At 62.2% G+C, this 13512-nt stretch carries 16 protein-coding genes and 1 pseudogene; 14 read left to right on the forward strand and 3 right to left on the reverse strand.

Annotated elements, in window-relative coordinates; genetic code table 11:
• Positions 1 to 284 precede the first annotated feature (284 nt).
• The 4 genes and pseudogenes from AC0L2P_RS16055 to AC0L2P_RS16070 all read left to right on the forward strand — a co-directional run.
• Positions 285 to 950, forward strand: a pseudogene (locus tag AC0L2P_RS16055) (hypothetical protein); the annotation flags it as partial.
• A 74-nt stretch (positions 951 to 1024) separates the two neighbouring features.
• Positions 1025 to 2071, forward strand: a complete 1047-nt coding sequence (locus AC0L2P_RS16060; RefSeq protein WP_473502305.1) for a DUF7146 domain-containing protein — start codon at positions 1025 to 1027, stop codon at positions 2069 to 2071.
• Positions 2072 to 2382: 311 nt separating this feature from the next.
• A complete protein-coding gene (locus tag AC0L2P_RS16065; RefSeq protein WP_473502306.1) occupies positions 2383 to 3318 on the forward strand; it encodes a DUF2493 domain-containing protein in 936 nt (311 codons plus the stop codon).
• A gap of 847 nt (positions 3319 to 4165) precedes the next feature.
• Positions 4166 to 4495 (forward strand): DUF736 domain-containing protein, encoded by a 330-nt coding sequence (locus AC0L2P_RS16070; protein ID WP_473502307.1) that lies wholly within the window; start codon positions 4166 to 4168, stop codon positions 4493 to 4495.
• A gap of 121 nt (positions 4496 to 4616) precedes the next feature.
• Here the strand turns inward: AC0L2P_RS16070 and AC0L2P_RS16075 are convergent, their stop codons facing one another.
• Positions 4617 to 4844, reverse strand: a complete 228-nt coding sequence (locus AC0L2P_RS16075) for a helix-turn-helix domain-containing protein (RefSeq protein WP_473502308.1) — start codon at positions 4842 to 4844, stop codon at positions 4617 to 4619.
• 78 nt (positions 4845 to 4922) lie between these two features.
• Here AC0L2P_RS16075 and AC0L2P_RS16080 point away from each other — a divergent pair, with 78 nt between their 5' ends.
• The 10 genes from AC0L2P_RS16080 (at position 4923) to AC0L2P_RS16125 (ending at position 10936) form a co-directional block, all read left to right on the forward strand.
• On the forward strand, positions 4923 to 5201 hold the full coding sequence (locus AC0L2P_RS16080) for a DNA -binding domain-containing protein (RefSeq protein ID WP_473502309.1): 279 nt from the start codon (positions 4923 to 4925) through the stop codon (positions 5199 to 5201).
• 125 nt (positions 5202 to 5326) lie between these two features.
• Positions 5327 to 5551, forward strand: a complete 225-nt coding sequence (locus AC0L2P_RS16085; RefSeq protein WP_473502310.1) for a transcriptional regulator domain-containing protein — start codon at positions 5327 to 5329, stop codon at positions 5549 to 5551.
• A 52-nt stretch (positions 5552 to 5603) separates the two neighbouring features.
• Positions 5604 to 6134: a DUF2285 domain-containing protein gene (locus tag AC0L2P_RS16090; protein WP_473502391.1), complete on the forward strand. Its 531-nt coding sequence runs from the start codon at positions 5604 to 5606 to the stop codon at positions 6132 to 6134.
• 113 nt (positions 6135 to 6247) lie between these two features.
• The gene (locus tag AC0L2P_RS16095) at positions 6248 to 6538 is read left to right on the forward strand and encodes a helix-turn-helix transcriptional regulator (RefSeq protein ID WP_473502311.1); all 291 of its coding nucleotides are present in this window, start codon (positions 6248 to 6250) and stop codon (positions 6536 to 6538) included.
• Positions 6539 to 6554: 16 nt separating this feature from the next.
• Entirely contained in the window at positions 6555 to 6959 is a 405-nt protein-coding gene (locus AC0L2P_RS16100) for a hypothetical protein (protein ID WP_473502312.1), read from the forward strand.
• Positions 6956 to 7537: a S26 family signal peptidase gene (locus AC0L2P_RS16105; protein ID WP_473502313.1), complete on the forward strand. Its 582-nt coding sequence runs from the start codon at positions 6956 to 6958 to the stop codon at positions 7535 to 7537. Before AC0L2P_RS16100 ends, AC0L2P_RS16105 begins: the two co-directional genes overlap by 4 nt.
• 23 nt (positions 7538 to 7560) lie before the next feature.
• Positions 7561 to 7887 carry a DUF736 domain-containing protein gene (locus AC0L2P_RS16110; protein ID WP_473502314.1) on the forward strand — a complete coding sequence of 109 codons (327 nt, stop codon included), beginning with the start codon at positions 7561 to 7563 and terminating at the stop codon, positions 7885 to 7887.
• 301 nt (positions 7888 to 8188) lie between these two features.
• Positions 8189 to 8950 (forward strand): lytic transglycosylase domain-containing protein, encoded by a 762-nt coding sequence (locus AC0L2P_RS16115; RefSeq protein WP_473502315.1) that lies wholly within the window; start codon positions 8189 to 8191, stop codon positions 8948 to 8950.
• Positions 8950 to 9207: a hypothetical protein gene (locus AC0L2P_RS16120; protein WP_473502316.1), complete on the forward strand. Its 258-nt coding sequence runs from the start codon at positions 8950 to 8952 to the stop codon at positions 9205 to 9207. Before AC0L2P_RS16115 ends, AC0L2P_RS16120 begins: the two co-directional genes overlap by 1 nt.
• Entirely contained in the window at positions 9197 to 10936 is a 1740-nt protein-coding gene (locus AC0L2P_RS16125; RefSeq protein ID WP_473502317.1) for a relaxase/mobilization nuclease domain-containing protein, read from the forward strand. Before AC0L2P_RS16120 ends, AC0L2P_RS16125 begins: the two co-directional genes overlap by 11 nt.
• A 121-nt stretch (positions 10937 to 11057) precedes the next feature.
• Here AC0L2P_RS16125 and AC0L2P_RS16130 read toward each other — a convergent pair whose 3' ends face one another.
• On the reverse strand, positions 11058 to 12095 hold the full coding sequence (locus AC0L2P_RS16130) for an L-idonate 5-dehydrogenase (RefSeq protein ID WP_473502318.1): 1038 nt from the start codon (positions 12093 to 12095) through the stop codon (positions 11058 to 11060).
• A gap of 8 nt (positions 12096 to 12103) precedes the next feature.
• Positions 12104 to 13510 carry a TRAP transporter large permease gene (locus AC0L2P_RS16135; RefSeq protein WP_473502319.1) on the reverse strand — a complete coding sequence of 469 codons (1407 nt, stop codon included), beginning with the start codon at positions 13508 to 13510 and terminating at the stop codon, positions 12104 to 12106.
• Positions 13511 to 13512 lie beyond the last annotated feature (2 nt).

Below are 13512 nucleotides of genomic sequence, written 5' to 3' on the forward strand. Positions count from 1 at the left end.
AACGGCGCGGGCAAAGCCAATTGGCCGGTTCTGCCGCGTCCATCCTCGCTCGGCTGGTGCTACTACCCCGCTGCCTACACTGCGCGCCAAGATATCGCCCCGGCTAGCGACTGCCACCAATTGGGCTGACGGCGTGCAGCGGCGCCAGTGCCTGGACCGAAGGTCCGCTATCGGACTGACCGCTCCAGAGGGGGAGATGCCGACCAGGACGGTTTGAGCCGGATTGGTCGAGAGAGAGAGGGCCGCCCGGTTCATCCCGTTCCGCTCTCCTCGAGGTTTTCTCCATGCTTGACGTTTCCAAGACTGGCGCTTCGGCCGTGCCGCTTCCGCCTGTCTCATCCCCGGCGATCGAACCAGCCGCCGCCATCCAATGTGCGGCGCAGTTCCTTCTTCCCCATCTCGAACGCGGTCAGCGCGTCGATGTCTCGAAGCTTCGCTCCGCCATGGAAGCTGTCGTCGGCGTCTCCAATGCAACCGGCGCATGGGACTGGAAATCAGCCTATGACGCTTGCGAAGTCGCGACGGTGCTGTTCCTGCGCAAATACGGCAAGTCGCTTCTCCGCAAAGCCGGTTCTGCAGCCGCCGCCCTTCCGATGCTCGACAAAATCGCCGGTCTGTTGCCAACTCACACGCGCCGCTCCGAAGAGACCGAAGCGCTTCAGCAGTTCGGCACCCCCGTTCCGCTCGGTCTGGCGGTCGTGACCGCCGCAGCGATCACCCCTGCCGACCGCGTGCTGGAGCCCTTCGCCAGTACCGGCCTACTTGCTATTCTGGCCGACATCAGCGGCGGCACACTGCTGCTCAACGAACTGGCCGGCACCCGCGCCGGGCTCCTTTCTTTGCTGTTTCCGGCCATCACCGTTACCCGCTTCGACGCAGCGCAGATCGATGATCATCTCGATCCCGAGATCATCTCCTGGAAAGTACGCATGTTCGTGCCCACCGACGCATCTGGTCCCGCAATTCTGGGCAAGCTGCTGGAGCGCTATCCCGTGCAGTGCATCGAGACGCGGGAGGATGTATGATGCCCCGGCACGACGCGTCGGAACTGGCGCAACGCCTCGGTCGGCAGGCCGAGGCGGTTTGTCGCCATTACCTTTCGAACGGACATCGCGAGGGCCGCTACTGGTTTGTCGGCGATGTCCGAAACACGCCGGGCCGCTCCATGTTCGTGCGGCTCGTCGGATCGCAGAGCGGAAAGGGCGCAGCCGGCAAGTGGACTGACGCGGCGACCGGCGAGCACGGCGATCTTCTCGATATCATCCGCGAAAGCCGCGGCTTGAGCGACTTCAGGGACGTTGCCCATGAGGCAATAGCGTTTCTAGGCTTACCGCATCCCGGACCAGAGCAGACATCAACCCGGCTGAAGTTGCTGGCGGCGCCGTCGGAAACGTCGGAGAAAGCGCGTCGGCTGTTTGCGGTGTCGCGGCCGATTGCAGGCACGGTCGTAGAGACGTATCTGCGCAACCGCAGTATTACTGCTTTGCACGGGACCGAAAGCCTGCGTTTTCACCCCCACTGCTACTATCGGCCCGACCAACACTCGCCGACTGAGACCTGGCCGGCGATGATCGCTTCCGTCACCGATGTCTGCGGTCATTTGACCGGCGCACATCGCACCTGGATTGACCCTTCCGGTACGGGCAAGGCACCAGTAGAGACCCCGAGGCGCGCTATGGGCGACCTTCTTGGGCATGCGGTTCGCTTTGGTCGACCCGGCGAAGTCATGGCGGCAGGCGAGGGCATCGAGACGGTCCTGTCGCTTCGGTGTATCTTGCCCGACATGGCCATGGCCGCAGCTCTCTCGGCCGCGCATCTTGCTGCCATCCTGTTCCCCGGCACCCTGCGACGGCTCTACATTATCCGTGACCCCGATCCAGCCGGTGACGGCGCGCGTGATGTCTTGCTCGAAAGAGCAAATGCTGCCGGGATCGACGCGATCGTGCTCTCGCCGGCATTTGGCGATTTCAACGAAGATCTCTGTAGGTGCGGCATCGCTGATCTTCGAGCGCGCGCCCGGGTCCAACTCGCCCCGCAGGACATTGACCGATTCATGCCAGTGGCGGCATAGCCCGGACCCGGCAGCTGCCCGCTGTCGTGGCATTGCTCAGGTGCCCTGAGATCGGAGAGTAACCGCGCCTGCGGCCTTCAAGAGGGCGATCGGCCAGCAAACGACCCGGCCTCGCAACGTCTTCGGCCGACTATTTTCCGGCGCGCCCCCAAGGGAGCGCTTTCCATCGCGAAGCAAAATAGCCGGCCTGCGCCCTCCTCCGCTGACGCTCCGGCCCTCCGCTTCGCTGCGGGTGCAGGACCGTCCCGCCCGCCGGCTTTCGTCGCCATGAAGGCCGCGAGGGTCGCGGTCCAACCGACGGAGCATCCCAGATGAGCGAGCATGACGACTACGAACCACAGCATTCGTCTTCACCGATCGACCACGCCCTCACCGAACTCCAGCTCTATGGCTACCGGCCCTTCGCGGATGAGCCGGATCCCCGACCGCTTCCAGAGGGCCACCGCGTCGCCGGCGCGATTGCAGACATCTTCGAGGCGTTCATCGCCACCCTGCAAGATACTCGCCTCGAGCCCGACCTCGACGATCTCCTTTGGTCGACCGTCAACGTCTTTCACCGCGCCGCAGATCGGATCGAGCGTGAACTTGACCATAACGAGCAGGCGCAGCGCCGTAGCCAGCGTGAGCAGGACGGCAGCGAAGTGAAGTCGGTCGAGCTGGAACGCCTGACGGCCGAAGGACAGACTCTCCTCGAGCGCCAGAACGCCTTCGAACTGATGCGCGACCAGGCAGCCGAGCACTATGAGCGCCACACCGGATCGAGCTGGCGACCGCGCAGCGGATCAATGGTCAACCACCGCAACCTGACCTCCGCGGTGATCGACAGCAGCGACTTTCTCAGGGCCAAGAAACGCGCCTCTCAGGAAGTCCTTTTGCCACCAGGCCCGAAAATCGCCTTCACCGCCGGTCTCGAGTTCAATGATCACCAGTTGATCTGGGCCAAGCTCGACCAGGTCCGCGCCAGGCATCCTGATATGGTCTTGATGCACGGGAAATCGCCGAAAGGTGGCGAAAAGGTCGCCTCCTGCTGGGCCGACCATCGCAAGGTACCCCAAATCGGCTTTGCCCCCGATTGGACAAAGCACGGGAAAGCCGCCCCGTTCAAGCGCAATGACGCAATGCTGGACGTGCTGCCGATCGGCGTCATCGTCTTTCCCGGGACTGGAATTCAGGACAATCTTGCCGACAAGGCAAAGAAGCTCGGCATACCAGTCCTCGACTTCCGCCCCAAGGGAGGCGGCGCATAGCGCCGCTATCTTTGCTCTTTGTCCGCTGCACGATGCGGCCGCGGTCGGGCCGGGGGGCTTCTTCCAGTTCGCTGGATTGGATAGGTCCGGATGCCGGATATCCGCTCCCGCTGGCGCCCGTCCGTTGCGGTAGTCAAATCCACGTCCATGCGCAGGTGCGCGGCGCTATCACGCTTACCTTCCACGTTTCAGCTGCTTCGCAGCCGGCGTCACCGGCGAGATAAGGACGTCCGTTCGAGGGGCGGGCCCTGGATCGGGGCGAACTCACCGAAGGACCGAGGCGGATCGGATGCTGTTTCTGACCAGCCTTTGCATTGTTTCCGTTGTTGCTGACGCGAGGTCGCGCGACGGACGCTCGGATTCGCCACCACGTAGCGTCCTGTTCCAAAGATGGCGAATGTGCGGCGATGCGCGTCAGCCTTGAGCTGAGCCACGGCATGCGCGTCTCAAGCGCGGTGCTAGCACCAGCTTGCTCTTCTCAGAAGCCTGCGAAGGGGAAGCATCGACCGCGGTGATCGTGGTAACCAGGCTTTCGCCAGTGCAATGGTTTCGCCAGAAATCCTCCGTTGATGTTTCTATCTGGTCTGCCGCTCCAGACGGCCTCTTCAATGGCCTGATCTGGCCGAAGGTCGGCTTCGCCTCGATCGTCTAAGCCGCAATGGCGCCGATCGACTTTCTTCCCCTGCCGGCTTCCCCGTCATTCCTCGCGAAACAACAAAGTCGCTTGGCTGCCATCCTCCGCTGACGCTGCGGTCGCAAGCGATGCGGCGTCGATCGCCTCCGGCCCGCAGATCGCCATCGAGGCCGCAATGGTGCGGGCTCGAAACAGAGTTCAAGGAGAAAGCTCATGGCGACCATCGGAACCTTCAAGAAGACCGGCAACAACGAGTTCACCGGCGAAATCGTCACCCTCTCGCTTCAGGCCAAAAACGTCCGCATCGTGCCCGAGGCAAACCGCTCCGGCGACAGCGCCCCCAGCCATCGCGTTTTCGTAGGGCAAGTCGAGATCGGTGCCGCCTGGGCCAAGCGCTCCAGTGAGGGCCGCGACTATCTCGGTCTGAAGTTGGACGATCCAAGCTTCACCGCTCCGATCTACGCGAACCTCTTCGACGACGAGGACGCAGAAGGCCACAGCCTCATCTGGTCCCGGCCCAACGGCCGCCGCAACGCCGATTGAAAAAGCCGCGAGCTCCCGCCCGCGAACCGGACGGGAGCTGTCTTTTGCTTGTGAACGCTGCAGTGGAGTGCAGTTGCAGTTGACAGCGGCCATCAAAATTGTAGTCCGACAATCGTCCGTCTCATCTTTGAAGACGCGGTGCAGGACGTCTGAGCAGATCTGCGGCCTCGATGCCGAGGACGTTTGCCAACTTGTCGACAACGTCTATCGACGCGCCGTAGACGCTGCGTTCCAATGCACTGATATAGGTGCGATCAACGTCCGCACGGTGGGCAAGTTCTTCTTGCGAAAGCCCCGCTGCCTTTCGGTACCGCCTCAGATTGCGCGCAAATACCTCGCGTATTTCCATGTCCGCGAGTGCAATGCCTTGTCGAGTATTCAGCCACGGAGTATTCTCGACAAACTGACTTCGACGATTGGAAATCGCTTGCTCAAGCCACTGCTCGATCCTGATGTCGCCGACACTGCGCCGAATGCCCCGATCCTGACCGGCTATGATGAGGAGCGGCTACTTACCTACATACGCCTCCTTGATGCGGCGGCGGAAGAGGCCGACTGGCGAGAGGTGGCCAGGATCGTCCTGCACATTGACCCAGAACGGGAGCCGGAGCGAGCGTTCCGGTCTTGGGAAAGCCATCTTGCACGCGCGCGATGGATGACGACCAGCGGCTATCGGTACCTGCTCGCACGCGGTGCTCCTCATTGAGCGCCTAGTCATGCTTTGCTGAATCTGCGCAACGATTTGCCGACTTCCCAACTATTCACATTTCTCTTCACCCTGAATGTTGATGCCGAGGCCTCAGATGCAGTTACGCGGAGAGGACAGGAACCGTGCAGGACGATTGGACCGACCCGGCGGCCTACGTGCACATGAGCAGCTATCAAGCTGAGGAGTTCGCCGCCGAATATCTGATCCGGAACGACAAATTCATCGGCGAGTGCAGTCAGATCGCATCACAGCTTGCAGGTTCCGGAGATCCTGTCGATCAGCGCGACTTCGCTGCCCGTTGGGGTGCACGATTTCAAGACTGCCGGTGCCGGATTTCCGCAGGCTGAGAATATCGTCTGGACAGAACAGGCCTCGCCGCGCGTGCTGCGGGCCGCGCGGATGTCTGCCCCTATCAGCCCCTCTCATCAGGCAATTCGGCCTTCCAGACTTATCGGAGCCAGCATTTCGCAACAGGAAGAAGGACTTCACATTCTTTGGTCTGCTCCAACCGGGAGGAGCCATCTGGTCTGCGAAGACCGCCCCGGCGAATTCGACGCTATCTTTCTGCCGCTTGACGCTGCATTTGAGACGCGGCTCGATGCGGCGCGCCGACTCTGGCGGGCGCTGAACGGCCGAACTGCCAGCCCATCCTACGGCTCTCTACCGCAACAGACCAAGATCAGGCACATCCTCAATTTGCGCGCGCATGACGGCCGCCACATGGGTGCAACCTATCGCCAGATCGCGGAGGTGCTGTTGTCGCGAGAGCCGATTGTACCGCGAGACTGGCGTGATCATCATCTCCGGCACAAGGTCCGGGCTATCTTGCGCCGTGCAGCTTTTCTAGTCGCTGGTGGCTATCGCGATCTTCTCTTCTACCCCCACAGTCGCAGCGGGAGGTCCGGTCGCCGAAGTCTCTCTTCGGGGTAGCAACAACACACCCCCTGATCTTTGCCCTCCCTGCCTTTTCCCCATTTCGAGCATGGTCCGCTTTGCGCGTCCCGGCAGGCCAGGATGACAGCACAAGCGAATGGAGATCAGCAATGTCGATGGGTCCCGCGGACGCGCCCCGAAAATATCTGCGCACGAAGGAGGCAGCACCCATCGTCGGGCTCTGCGCCCGTACTCTCGAAAAGCACCGGACCTATGGTACCGGGCCGAAATACCGAAAGATCGGCGGACGCGTCCTCTACGACATCGACGACCTGCATGCCTGGATAGAGCTCGGCGTACGCACCTCCACCAGTGATGCGAACGCGACCAATGTTCCACCGGCAAAACCACATGCAGCCCGCGCGCCGGCTTATGTCCGCAGGCGCGACCGCAGCTCCTGATCTCTGGCAAAATGAAATGCAGTATGCCGAGACCATTCAGCAGCAGCTTGCGCTGGCTCACGCTTGCTTATCTGGCTTCGCTCGGGATCATGTGCCGTGGCTCGTCTTATTGGTGAAATCCCGCCGCCTGACATCGATCCACTCTAATGCCGACAAGGAATCGTCCTGCGTCGAGGCGGCGAATGTGCATGGCATGGCAACGATTTGGAACGCTGACCTCCTGGTCGCCGCGCCGCAAACCATCCACGCCCATGCCAGGAAATTGCCGCCGCGCCTGCTCGCGACGAACGGCACCGGACGCCGACGTTCATGTGAGCTGGTCAACGCGTCCATAGCCGAATGGCCGCATGCGAGCAGCCGGATTCTTACAGGGGCAAACGTCGTAACGTTTGCCTGCGGCGCCCCAGGATCGACGTCATGAGCAAGCGCATGAAGATCATCGCCGCGATGGTTGGCGGCTCGGTGCTCGCCCCGGCGCCGGCATGGATTAGCCATCCGCCGCTGGCCATCTGGAACGCTTCCGCAAGCCTCCCCATCGGGTTTTATCGCATTGTGCCGGCCGACAAAATCCGTACTGCCAGCATCGCCGTCGTCGTGCCGCCCGAGCCATTGGCGGCCTTCATGGCAAGACGCGGATATCTGCCGAAAAACGTGCCGCTCCTGAAGCAGGTTTTGGCACTCGGGGGCGCGACCGTCTGCCGCGAAGGCACAGCGATCATCGTCAACGGCAGGACCTATGGACATGCACGCGAGCGCGACAGCCGCGGTCGACCCCTGCCCAGCTGGCGGGGCTGCCGCGAGATCGCCAGCGGCGACGTCTTCCTCATGAACCCGGACGCCGCCCAAAGTTTCGACAGCCGCTATTTCGGCTCGCTCCCGCTCTCATTGGTTGTCGGTCGCGCGGTTCCCGTCTGGACCACGGAGCGCACCGCTCCGGCGCTGGATGCTACCAACGACGTTTCCCGGCGAACCGTCACGTCTCGGTTCAACGCCCACTAAACACTCATGAAAGGAGCACTGCAATGCCCCAGATCGGCACCTTCACACGCAATGATGACGGCTTCTTCGGCAACCTCTCAACGCTGACAATCGAGGCGAAGATTGCCATCCTGCCTGCTGAGAAATCGAAAGCCGAAAATGCGCCCGACCACCTCGTCTATTGCGAGGGAATGGCGGTCGGCGCGGCGTGGGACCGCACTGGAGACAAGGCTGGGGACTATGTCTCCGTATCAATTGACGACCCGTCCTTTACGCAGCCGATCCGCGCGAAGCTGTTCCGGTCCGACGCCGAGAACAGCCTCTGGAGCCTGCACTGGAACCGGCCATCGAAGCGCGAGGGGCGAGGCTGAACAGATGCTGTTTGAGCCCTTCGATGAATCTCTCTTGTCAACGTCTTTGACCGTGCGGACGCCGGTCCAACCCATGGAGAGGGTCGGCAGTCCGGCAGCAGCCCGCGACGAACATCAGAGGTGGCCGGACACTTGCCTATCACTCCAGAGGCCGACTTCATCAGCGTTTTGGCAAAGCTGGTCCGGCCAGCGAGGCGTCGCGCATAACGGAAGTGAACACCGCGGCGGCCTAGCAGCTCATCAGTTCCGGGGTCGGCAGGATGCCGCCTACAGAGCTGTAACGAGGATTGCCACATGCATCGTGCTCGCCTTCGCGACTCCGGAAGCTGTTGCAGACGCATGCTCTCATGGTGAACGGCCGGCTCACTCCGAGAGCACGATCTGGTCGGCTGGCCAGTGGTCGCGCGATATCCGGGAAGCGGCCAAACGGTTCGCCATTCCGGAGCGTTTGCTTAGCGGCGTCATGCATGTCGAGAGCGTCGGCGATGTTCGAGCGCGTTCAAGCAAGGGCGCAATGGGACTGATGCAGATAATGCCGGCGACGTGGGAAGAACTGCGCATTAAGCATCGACTCGGCGACGATCCCTATCAGCCGCGTGACAACATTCTTGCAGGCGCTGCGTATCTTCGCGAAATGCTCGACAGCTTCGGGCGCAGCGGCTTTCTTGCAGCTTACAATGCTGGCCCTGGACGGTACAAGGAACATCTGTCAACCGGCCGTCCGCTGCCACGCGAGACCGTCGACTACGTCAGGAAACTCGCGCCGCTGATCCGTGACGCAGTTCCCAGTCCGACGTGTGCACGGCAAGGAAGAGACAGAGCCAGCTCACGCAGAACTCCGCTTTTTGCGCATAGCAATGACATTCGGAACGCAGCCGCATTGGATGGCAATGGTTATGCAGACACGACCTTTTCGCCAATTCATTCATCCACAATGCAGTCGCTAATGGCCAATTCTGTTGCTGACCTGACCGCGATCGAGCCATGGCCAGGTGTGAAACGTTTCTGGTCGAACCACGCTGTTCCCGGGCTATTCGCTCGGCGCGCTTCACCGGCATTGTGATGATCGGCAGATTCCTCCTCGATTGCATTCCGGCCTGTTCCGTCGCCGAAATTGCGCTGGAAGGGCTGGCCGCAGATAAGGGGGCAGAGATTGGCAGGATAAAGGGCCGCGAGGTGCGGCTCGGTCGGCCGATTGTTTTCCTTGTGAGTTTCAACTCAGTTCGCGATGTGCTGGCACAAACGGCGATGTGCGCTACTCGCGTTTTTCGGTCTTTCCAACGGAAACCGCACCTCGTGGCCGCCTGGCATGAAACGTGACGATAGCTTTCGCGTCCGCCCTGGTCGCATCCGCTCCCGCGCCGGCCAGCGCGCGCGACCTTTTATCTTCCAGGCGCTTGCGGCCACGCAGCGCGCCGGCGGTCACCTTACACGCGAGGGCCGGATCACCTCCCCACGAGCTTCAACGTTTGGTCGCGGCAGGTCGGCGGCCATCCGCGCCGGTAACCTCATCTCTGAGCGCTCACGAGGCGCCGTCGTCAAGACCCGTGTGGTGCGGCAATTCGGAGGGTCTGCACCACTCGCCACCCATCTCAAGTACCTTCGCCGCGAAGGTGTTACACGTGATGGCGAGAAGGCGAGGATGTTCGGCCCCGACACCGAAGAGGCAGACCATGATGCGTTCTCCGACCGCTGCAAGGACGATCGTCATCACTTCCGTTTCATCGTTTCGCCGGACGATGCAATTGAGCTCCGTGATCTCAAGACCTTCGCCCGCGATCTGATGGTCGACATACAGCGCGACCTCGGCACGAGGCTGGACTGGATTGCCGTCGATCACTGGAACACCGGACATCCGCATGTTCACATCCTCGTTCGTGGCGTTGCCGACGATGGCGAGAATCTTGTCATCTCGCGCGACTACATCCGCCAGGGCATGCGCGATCGGGCAAGCGACATTCTCACCCAGAGGCTGGGGCTCCGCACCGACCTCGACATCCGCCAGGCCACAGAGCGACAGGTCGACACCGAGCGCTGGACGCAGCTGGATCGCCAGTTTGTTCGCGACATTGACCGTCATGGCATCATTGAACTCGCGCCACATCCTGATTGTCAGCCCGACGAGTTCCTGGGGCTTAAGGTCGGCCGGCTCCGGCAACTGGAAAGACTGGGCCTCGCCTATGAAACCCATCCTGGCCAATGGATAATGGCCGAAGAGGCCCAGGCGACTTTGCGCGCCCTCGGCGAACGCGGCGACATCATCAAGCGCATGCACCGCAGTCTCACCGCGAACGGCCTAGAAAGAGGGACAGCCGACTATGTTCTTGCGGCCGAAAAAATTGATGCGCCGGTGATCGGCCGACTGCTCGAACGCGGCCTCGACGAACTGCGCGGCTCGTCCTACGCCATCGTCGACGGCATCGATGGTCGCCCGCATCACATTCGTTTCTGTGACCCTGACGCCGCCGGGGACTCGGACCCAGGCTCGGTCGTGGAGTTATGCCGCGATGCGGGTGCAAATGGCTCTGGCAGGGTCAGTCTCGCCGTCCGCTCTGACCTTTCGATCGAACAGCAGGTCCATGCTTCCGGCGCGACGTGGCTCGATCGGCAACTTGTGGCGCACGAGCCGGCCGAACTCCGCGACGGCGGCTTTGGCAGGGACGTAAGACAGGCACTGGAAGATCGGGTCGACGAGCTTGTTAGGCGCGATCTGGCCAGGCGCGAGGGACAGCGCATTATTCTAGCGCGCAATCTAATCGACACGCTACACGATCATGAGGTGGAATCGCTGGGTGCCCGCCTCGCCACCGAGACCGGCCTGTCATTCAGAAACACTGCCAACGACGATCATGTGGCTGGGATTTACCGGCGCTGTTTCTCGCTGGCTTCCGGCCGGTTCGCGATGATCGACAATGGACTAGATTTCAGGCTCGTGCCCTGGTCGCCATCGCTCGAGAAGCGGCTTGGGAATCAGGTTTCCGGAGTCGTGTGTCCGGATACAGGAGGTATGGATTGGAGCTTGGGAAAGAAGCGCGGCATCGGATTGTGAGACGACAGGCGCAGATTCTGTCTGATGCAGTCCAGGTACCCAGCACCGGGCGTCTCACATCTTGTATGTACCTTCCCAGCCGACCGTCATTGCCTCTTCAAAGGCAGGGCCTGCGAAGCCCTCAGTCCGCCGTCAGCACGACCTTGACGCTTTGTGAACGGTCGGCGGCAAGTCGGAACGCGTCGGGGGCCGAAGAAAGCGCACGCTCCGCTGTCACCAGTTTCAGGACGTCCACTTCTCCCGAGACGATGAGATCGACTGCGCGACCGAACTCCGTGCCGAAGCGGAAAGTGCCTTTGAGGTCGATCTCCTTGGCCATCACCGCATTGGCCGGCAGTGGGATCTGGCCGCCGGGAAGGTTGCCGACTTGCACCACCGTGCCGCCGCGCCGGATGCTGGCGATCGCAGCGGCAAGGCCGGCCGCGCTGCCTGAAATCTCGAACGCCACGTCGAGCGAACCGCCGGCCGAGAGCGCCTGGAGTTCGGCGTCGCCGCCGGAAAGGTCGATCGTCCTGTCAGCGCGAAGCCGGCGAGCGAAGGCGAGCGGCGCGGCGGCGATGTCGGCGACGGTCAGTTCAGCGCAGCCGGCAAGCCTGGCCGCGAGCATGGTCAAGAGACCGATGGGACCGGCACCGAAGAGGATGACGTTGCGGTCCCTGATGTCGCCCGCCCGCGCGACGGCGTGCAGGCTGACCGCCAGTGGTTCGGCAAGTGCGGCCGCCTGGTAGGATACATCAGATGGAATCTTGAAACATTGCGCGGGCGTGGCGTCGAACAGACTGGCGAAGCCGCCCTGCATATGCGGCGTCTTCGATGCCGAGCCCATGAAGTAGATGTTCTCGCAGAGATTGGCGCGGTCTTCCAGGCATCGCGCGCAATGCCCGCACCAGCGCGACGGATTGACCGCGACGCGATCGCCGACGCCAAGGCCGGGTGCCGCGCCGTTGATCTCGACGATTTCGCCGGAGATTTCATGGCCGAGAACAAGCGGCGAGGTCACCACGAAGTCGCCGGTACGGGCATGGCGGAAATAATGCAGGTCGGAACCGCAGATGCCCCCTGCCCCGAAGCGCACCCGCACCATGCCTGGCGCCAGCGGTTCGAGCGGATGCTCCACGACGCGCAGGTCCTGCGGGCCGAACAGCGTCGCGGCAATCACTTGGCCCCTCACCGGATCAAGCCCATCTCGGTCGGCAGCCAAAGCGTGATGGCGGGTATGAAAGTGATCAGAAGCAGCGCCACGATAAGCGGCACCAGCCATGGCAGGATCGCCATGGTGGTGCGCTCGACCGATAGCTTGGCGACGCGTGACAGCACGAACAGCACCATGCCGAGCGGCGGGTGCAAAAGCCCGATCATCAGGTTGAGCGTCATGATCAGCCCGAAATGCACCGGGTTGATGCCGTAGACGGCGGCGACCGGCAGTAGGATCGGCACCAGAATCGTAATCGCGGCGATCGTATCGAGGAAGCAGCCGACCACCAGCATCAGAATGTTGACCAGGATCAGGAACACCCACTTGTTTTCGGTGAGCGCGAAGATGAAGTTCGAAAACAGCTGTGCTGCCTGACTGACGGTGAGTAGCCAGGCGAAGATGGACGCAGCGGTAACGATGAAAAGCACCGAGGCGGTTGTTTCGATCGTGTCGAAGCTGGCCTTGGCAAGCAAACGCAGCGTCATCGTGCGGTAGCGCACCAGCCCGAGGAAAAGCGACCAGATGACAGCCGCCATCGCCGCCTCGGTCGGCGTGAACCAGCCCATGGTCATGCCGCCGATCAGGATGACCGGCGTCATGAGCGCCATGACCGCGGAGAAGTCGAAATACCAATCCGCCACGATCAGCACCAGCAGCGCGATGCCGACCGCGATGTTGATCGAAAGCCCAAGCTGCACAAGTGCGTAACAGCCAATCGGAAAGGCAGCCACCACCAGCACCTCGCCCGCCGCTTCGGCCAGCCGCCGAAGCTCGAAAGGTGTGTCGGAGCCCCAGCCGCGATTGTAGGCAAAGATGGCGACCGTGATCATCATCAGCACGGTCATGACTACGCCGGGCAGGATGCCGGCCATGAACAGCGCGCCGATCGAGACATTGGCCATCATGCCGTAGATGACGAAGGGCAGCGAGGGTGGAAAGATCGGCCCGAGCGTGGCGGAAGCGGCGGTGACGCCGACCGCGGCGTCGATGGGATAGCCGTGGTCCTTCATCGCCTTGATCTCGATCGTGCCAATGCCGGCGGCGTCGGCGAGCGCGGTGCCCGACATGCCGGAAAAGATCACCGATCCGATGATGTTGACCTGCGCCAGGCCGCCCTTCATCCAGCCGACCAGGGCAAGGGCGAAGGAATAGATGCGGCCGGTGACGCCGGCGATGTTCATAAGGTTGCCGGCCAGGATGAAGAACGGAACGGCGAGCAGCGGAAAGCTCTCCACCCCGGCGATCATGCGCTGGGCCGCGATGATATCGGGCGCGACGCCGTAGATGACGAGGTAAAGGATCGAGGCGGCCGCCATCGAAACGGCGACCGGCACGCCGATGAGCATCAGAACGAGAAAACCCCCTACCAGAAGCAGCATCG

The organism is Mesorhizobium sp. WSM4836 (assembly GCF_055811815.1).

What these genes read in the sequence shown, in the direction of transcription:
- AC0L2P_RS16060 (WP_473502305.1), top strand. Translation starts at nt 1,025, where the DNA reads ATGCCCCGGCACGACGCGTCGGAACTGGCGCAACGCCTCGGTCGGCAG.
- AC0L2P_RS16065 (WP_473502306.1), top strand. Translation starts at nt 2,383, where the DNA reads ATGAGCGAGCATGACGACTACGAACCACAGCATTCGTCTTCACCGATC.
- AC0L2P_RS16070 (WP_473502307.1), top strand. Translation starts at nt 4,166, where the DNA reads ATGGCGACCATCGGAACCTTCAAGAAGACCGGCAACAACGAGTTCACC.
- AC0L2P_RS16075 (WP_473502308.1), bottom strand. Translation starts at nt 4,844, where the DNA reads ATGGAAATACGCGAGGTATTTGCGCGCAATCTGAGGCGGTACCGAAAG.
- AC0L2P_RS16090 (WP_473502391.1), top strand. Translation starts at nt 5,604, where the DNA reads ATGTCTGCCCCTATCAGCCCCTCTCATCAGGCAATTCGGCCTTCCAGA.
- AC0L2P_RS16095 (WP_473502311.1), top strand. Translation starts at nt 6,248, where the DNA reads ATGTCGATGGGTCCCGCGGACGCGCCCCGAAAATATCTGCGCACGAAG.
- AC0L2P_RS16100 (WP_473502312.1), top strand. Translation starts at nt 6,555, where the DNA reads ATGCAGTATGCCGAGACCATTCAGCAGCAGCTTGCGCTGGCTCACGCT.
- AC0L2P_RS16105 (WP_473502313.1), top strand. Translation starts at nt 6,956, where the DNA reads ATGAGCAAGCGCATGAAGATCATCGCCGCGATGGTTGGCGGCTCGGTG.
- AC0L2P_RS16110 (WP_473502314.1), top strand. Translation starts at nt 7,561, where the DNA reads ATGCCCCAGATCGGCACCTTCACACGCAATGATGACGGCTTCTTCGGC.
- AC0L2P_RS16120 (WP_473502316.1), top strand. Translation starts at nt 8,950, where the DNA reads ATGATCGGCAGATTCCTCCTCGATTGCATTCCGGCCTGTTCCGTCGCC.
- AC0L2P_RS16125 (WP_473502317.1), top strand. Translation starts at nt 9,197, where the DNA reads ATGAAACGTGACGATAGCTTTCGCGTCCGCCCTGGTCGCATCCGCTCC.
- AC0L2P_RS16135 (WP_473502319.1), bottom strand. Translation starts at nt 13,510, where the DNA reads ATGCTGCTTCTGGTAGGGGGTTTTCTCGTTCTGATGCTCATCGGCGTG.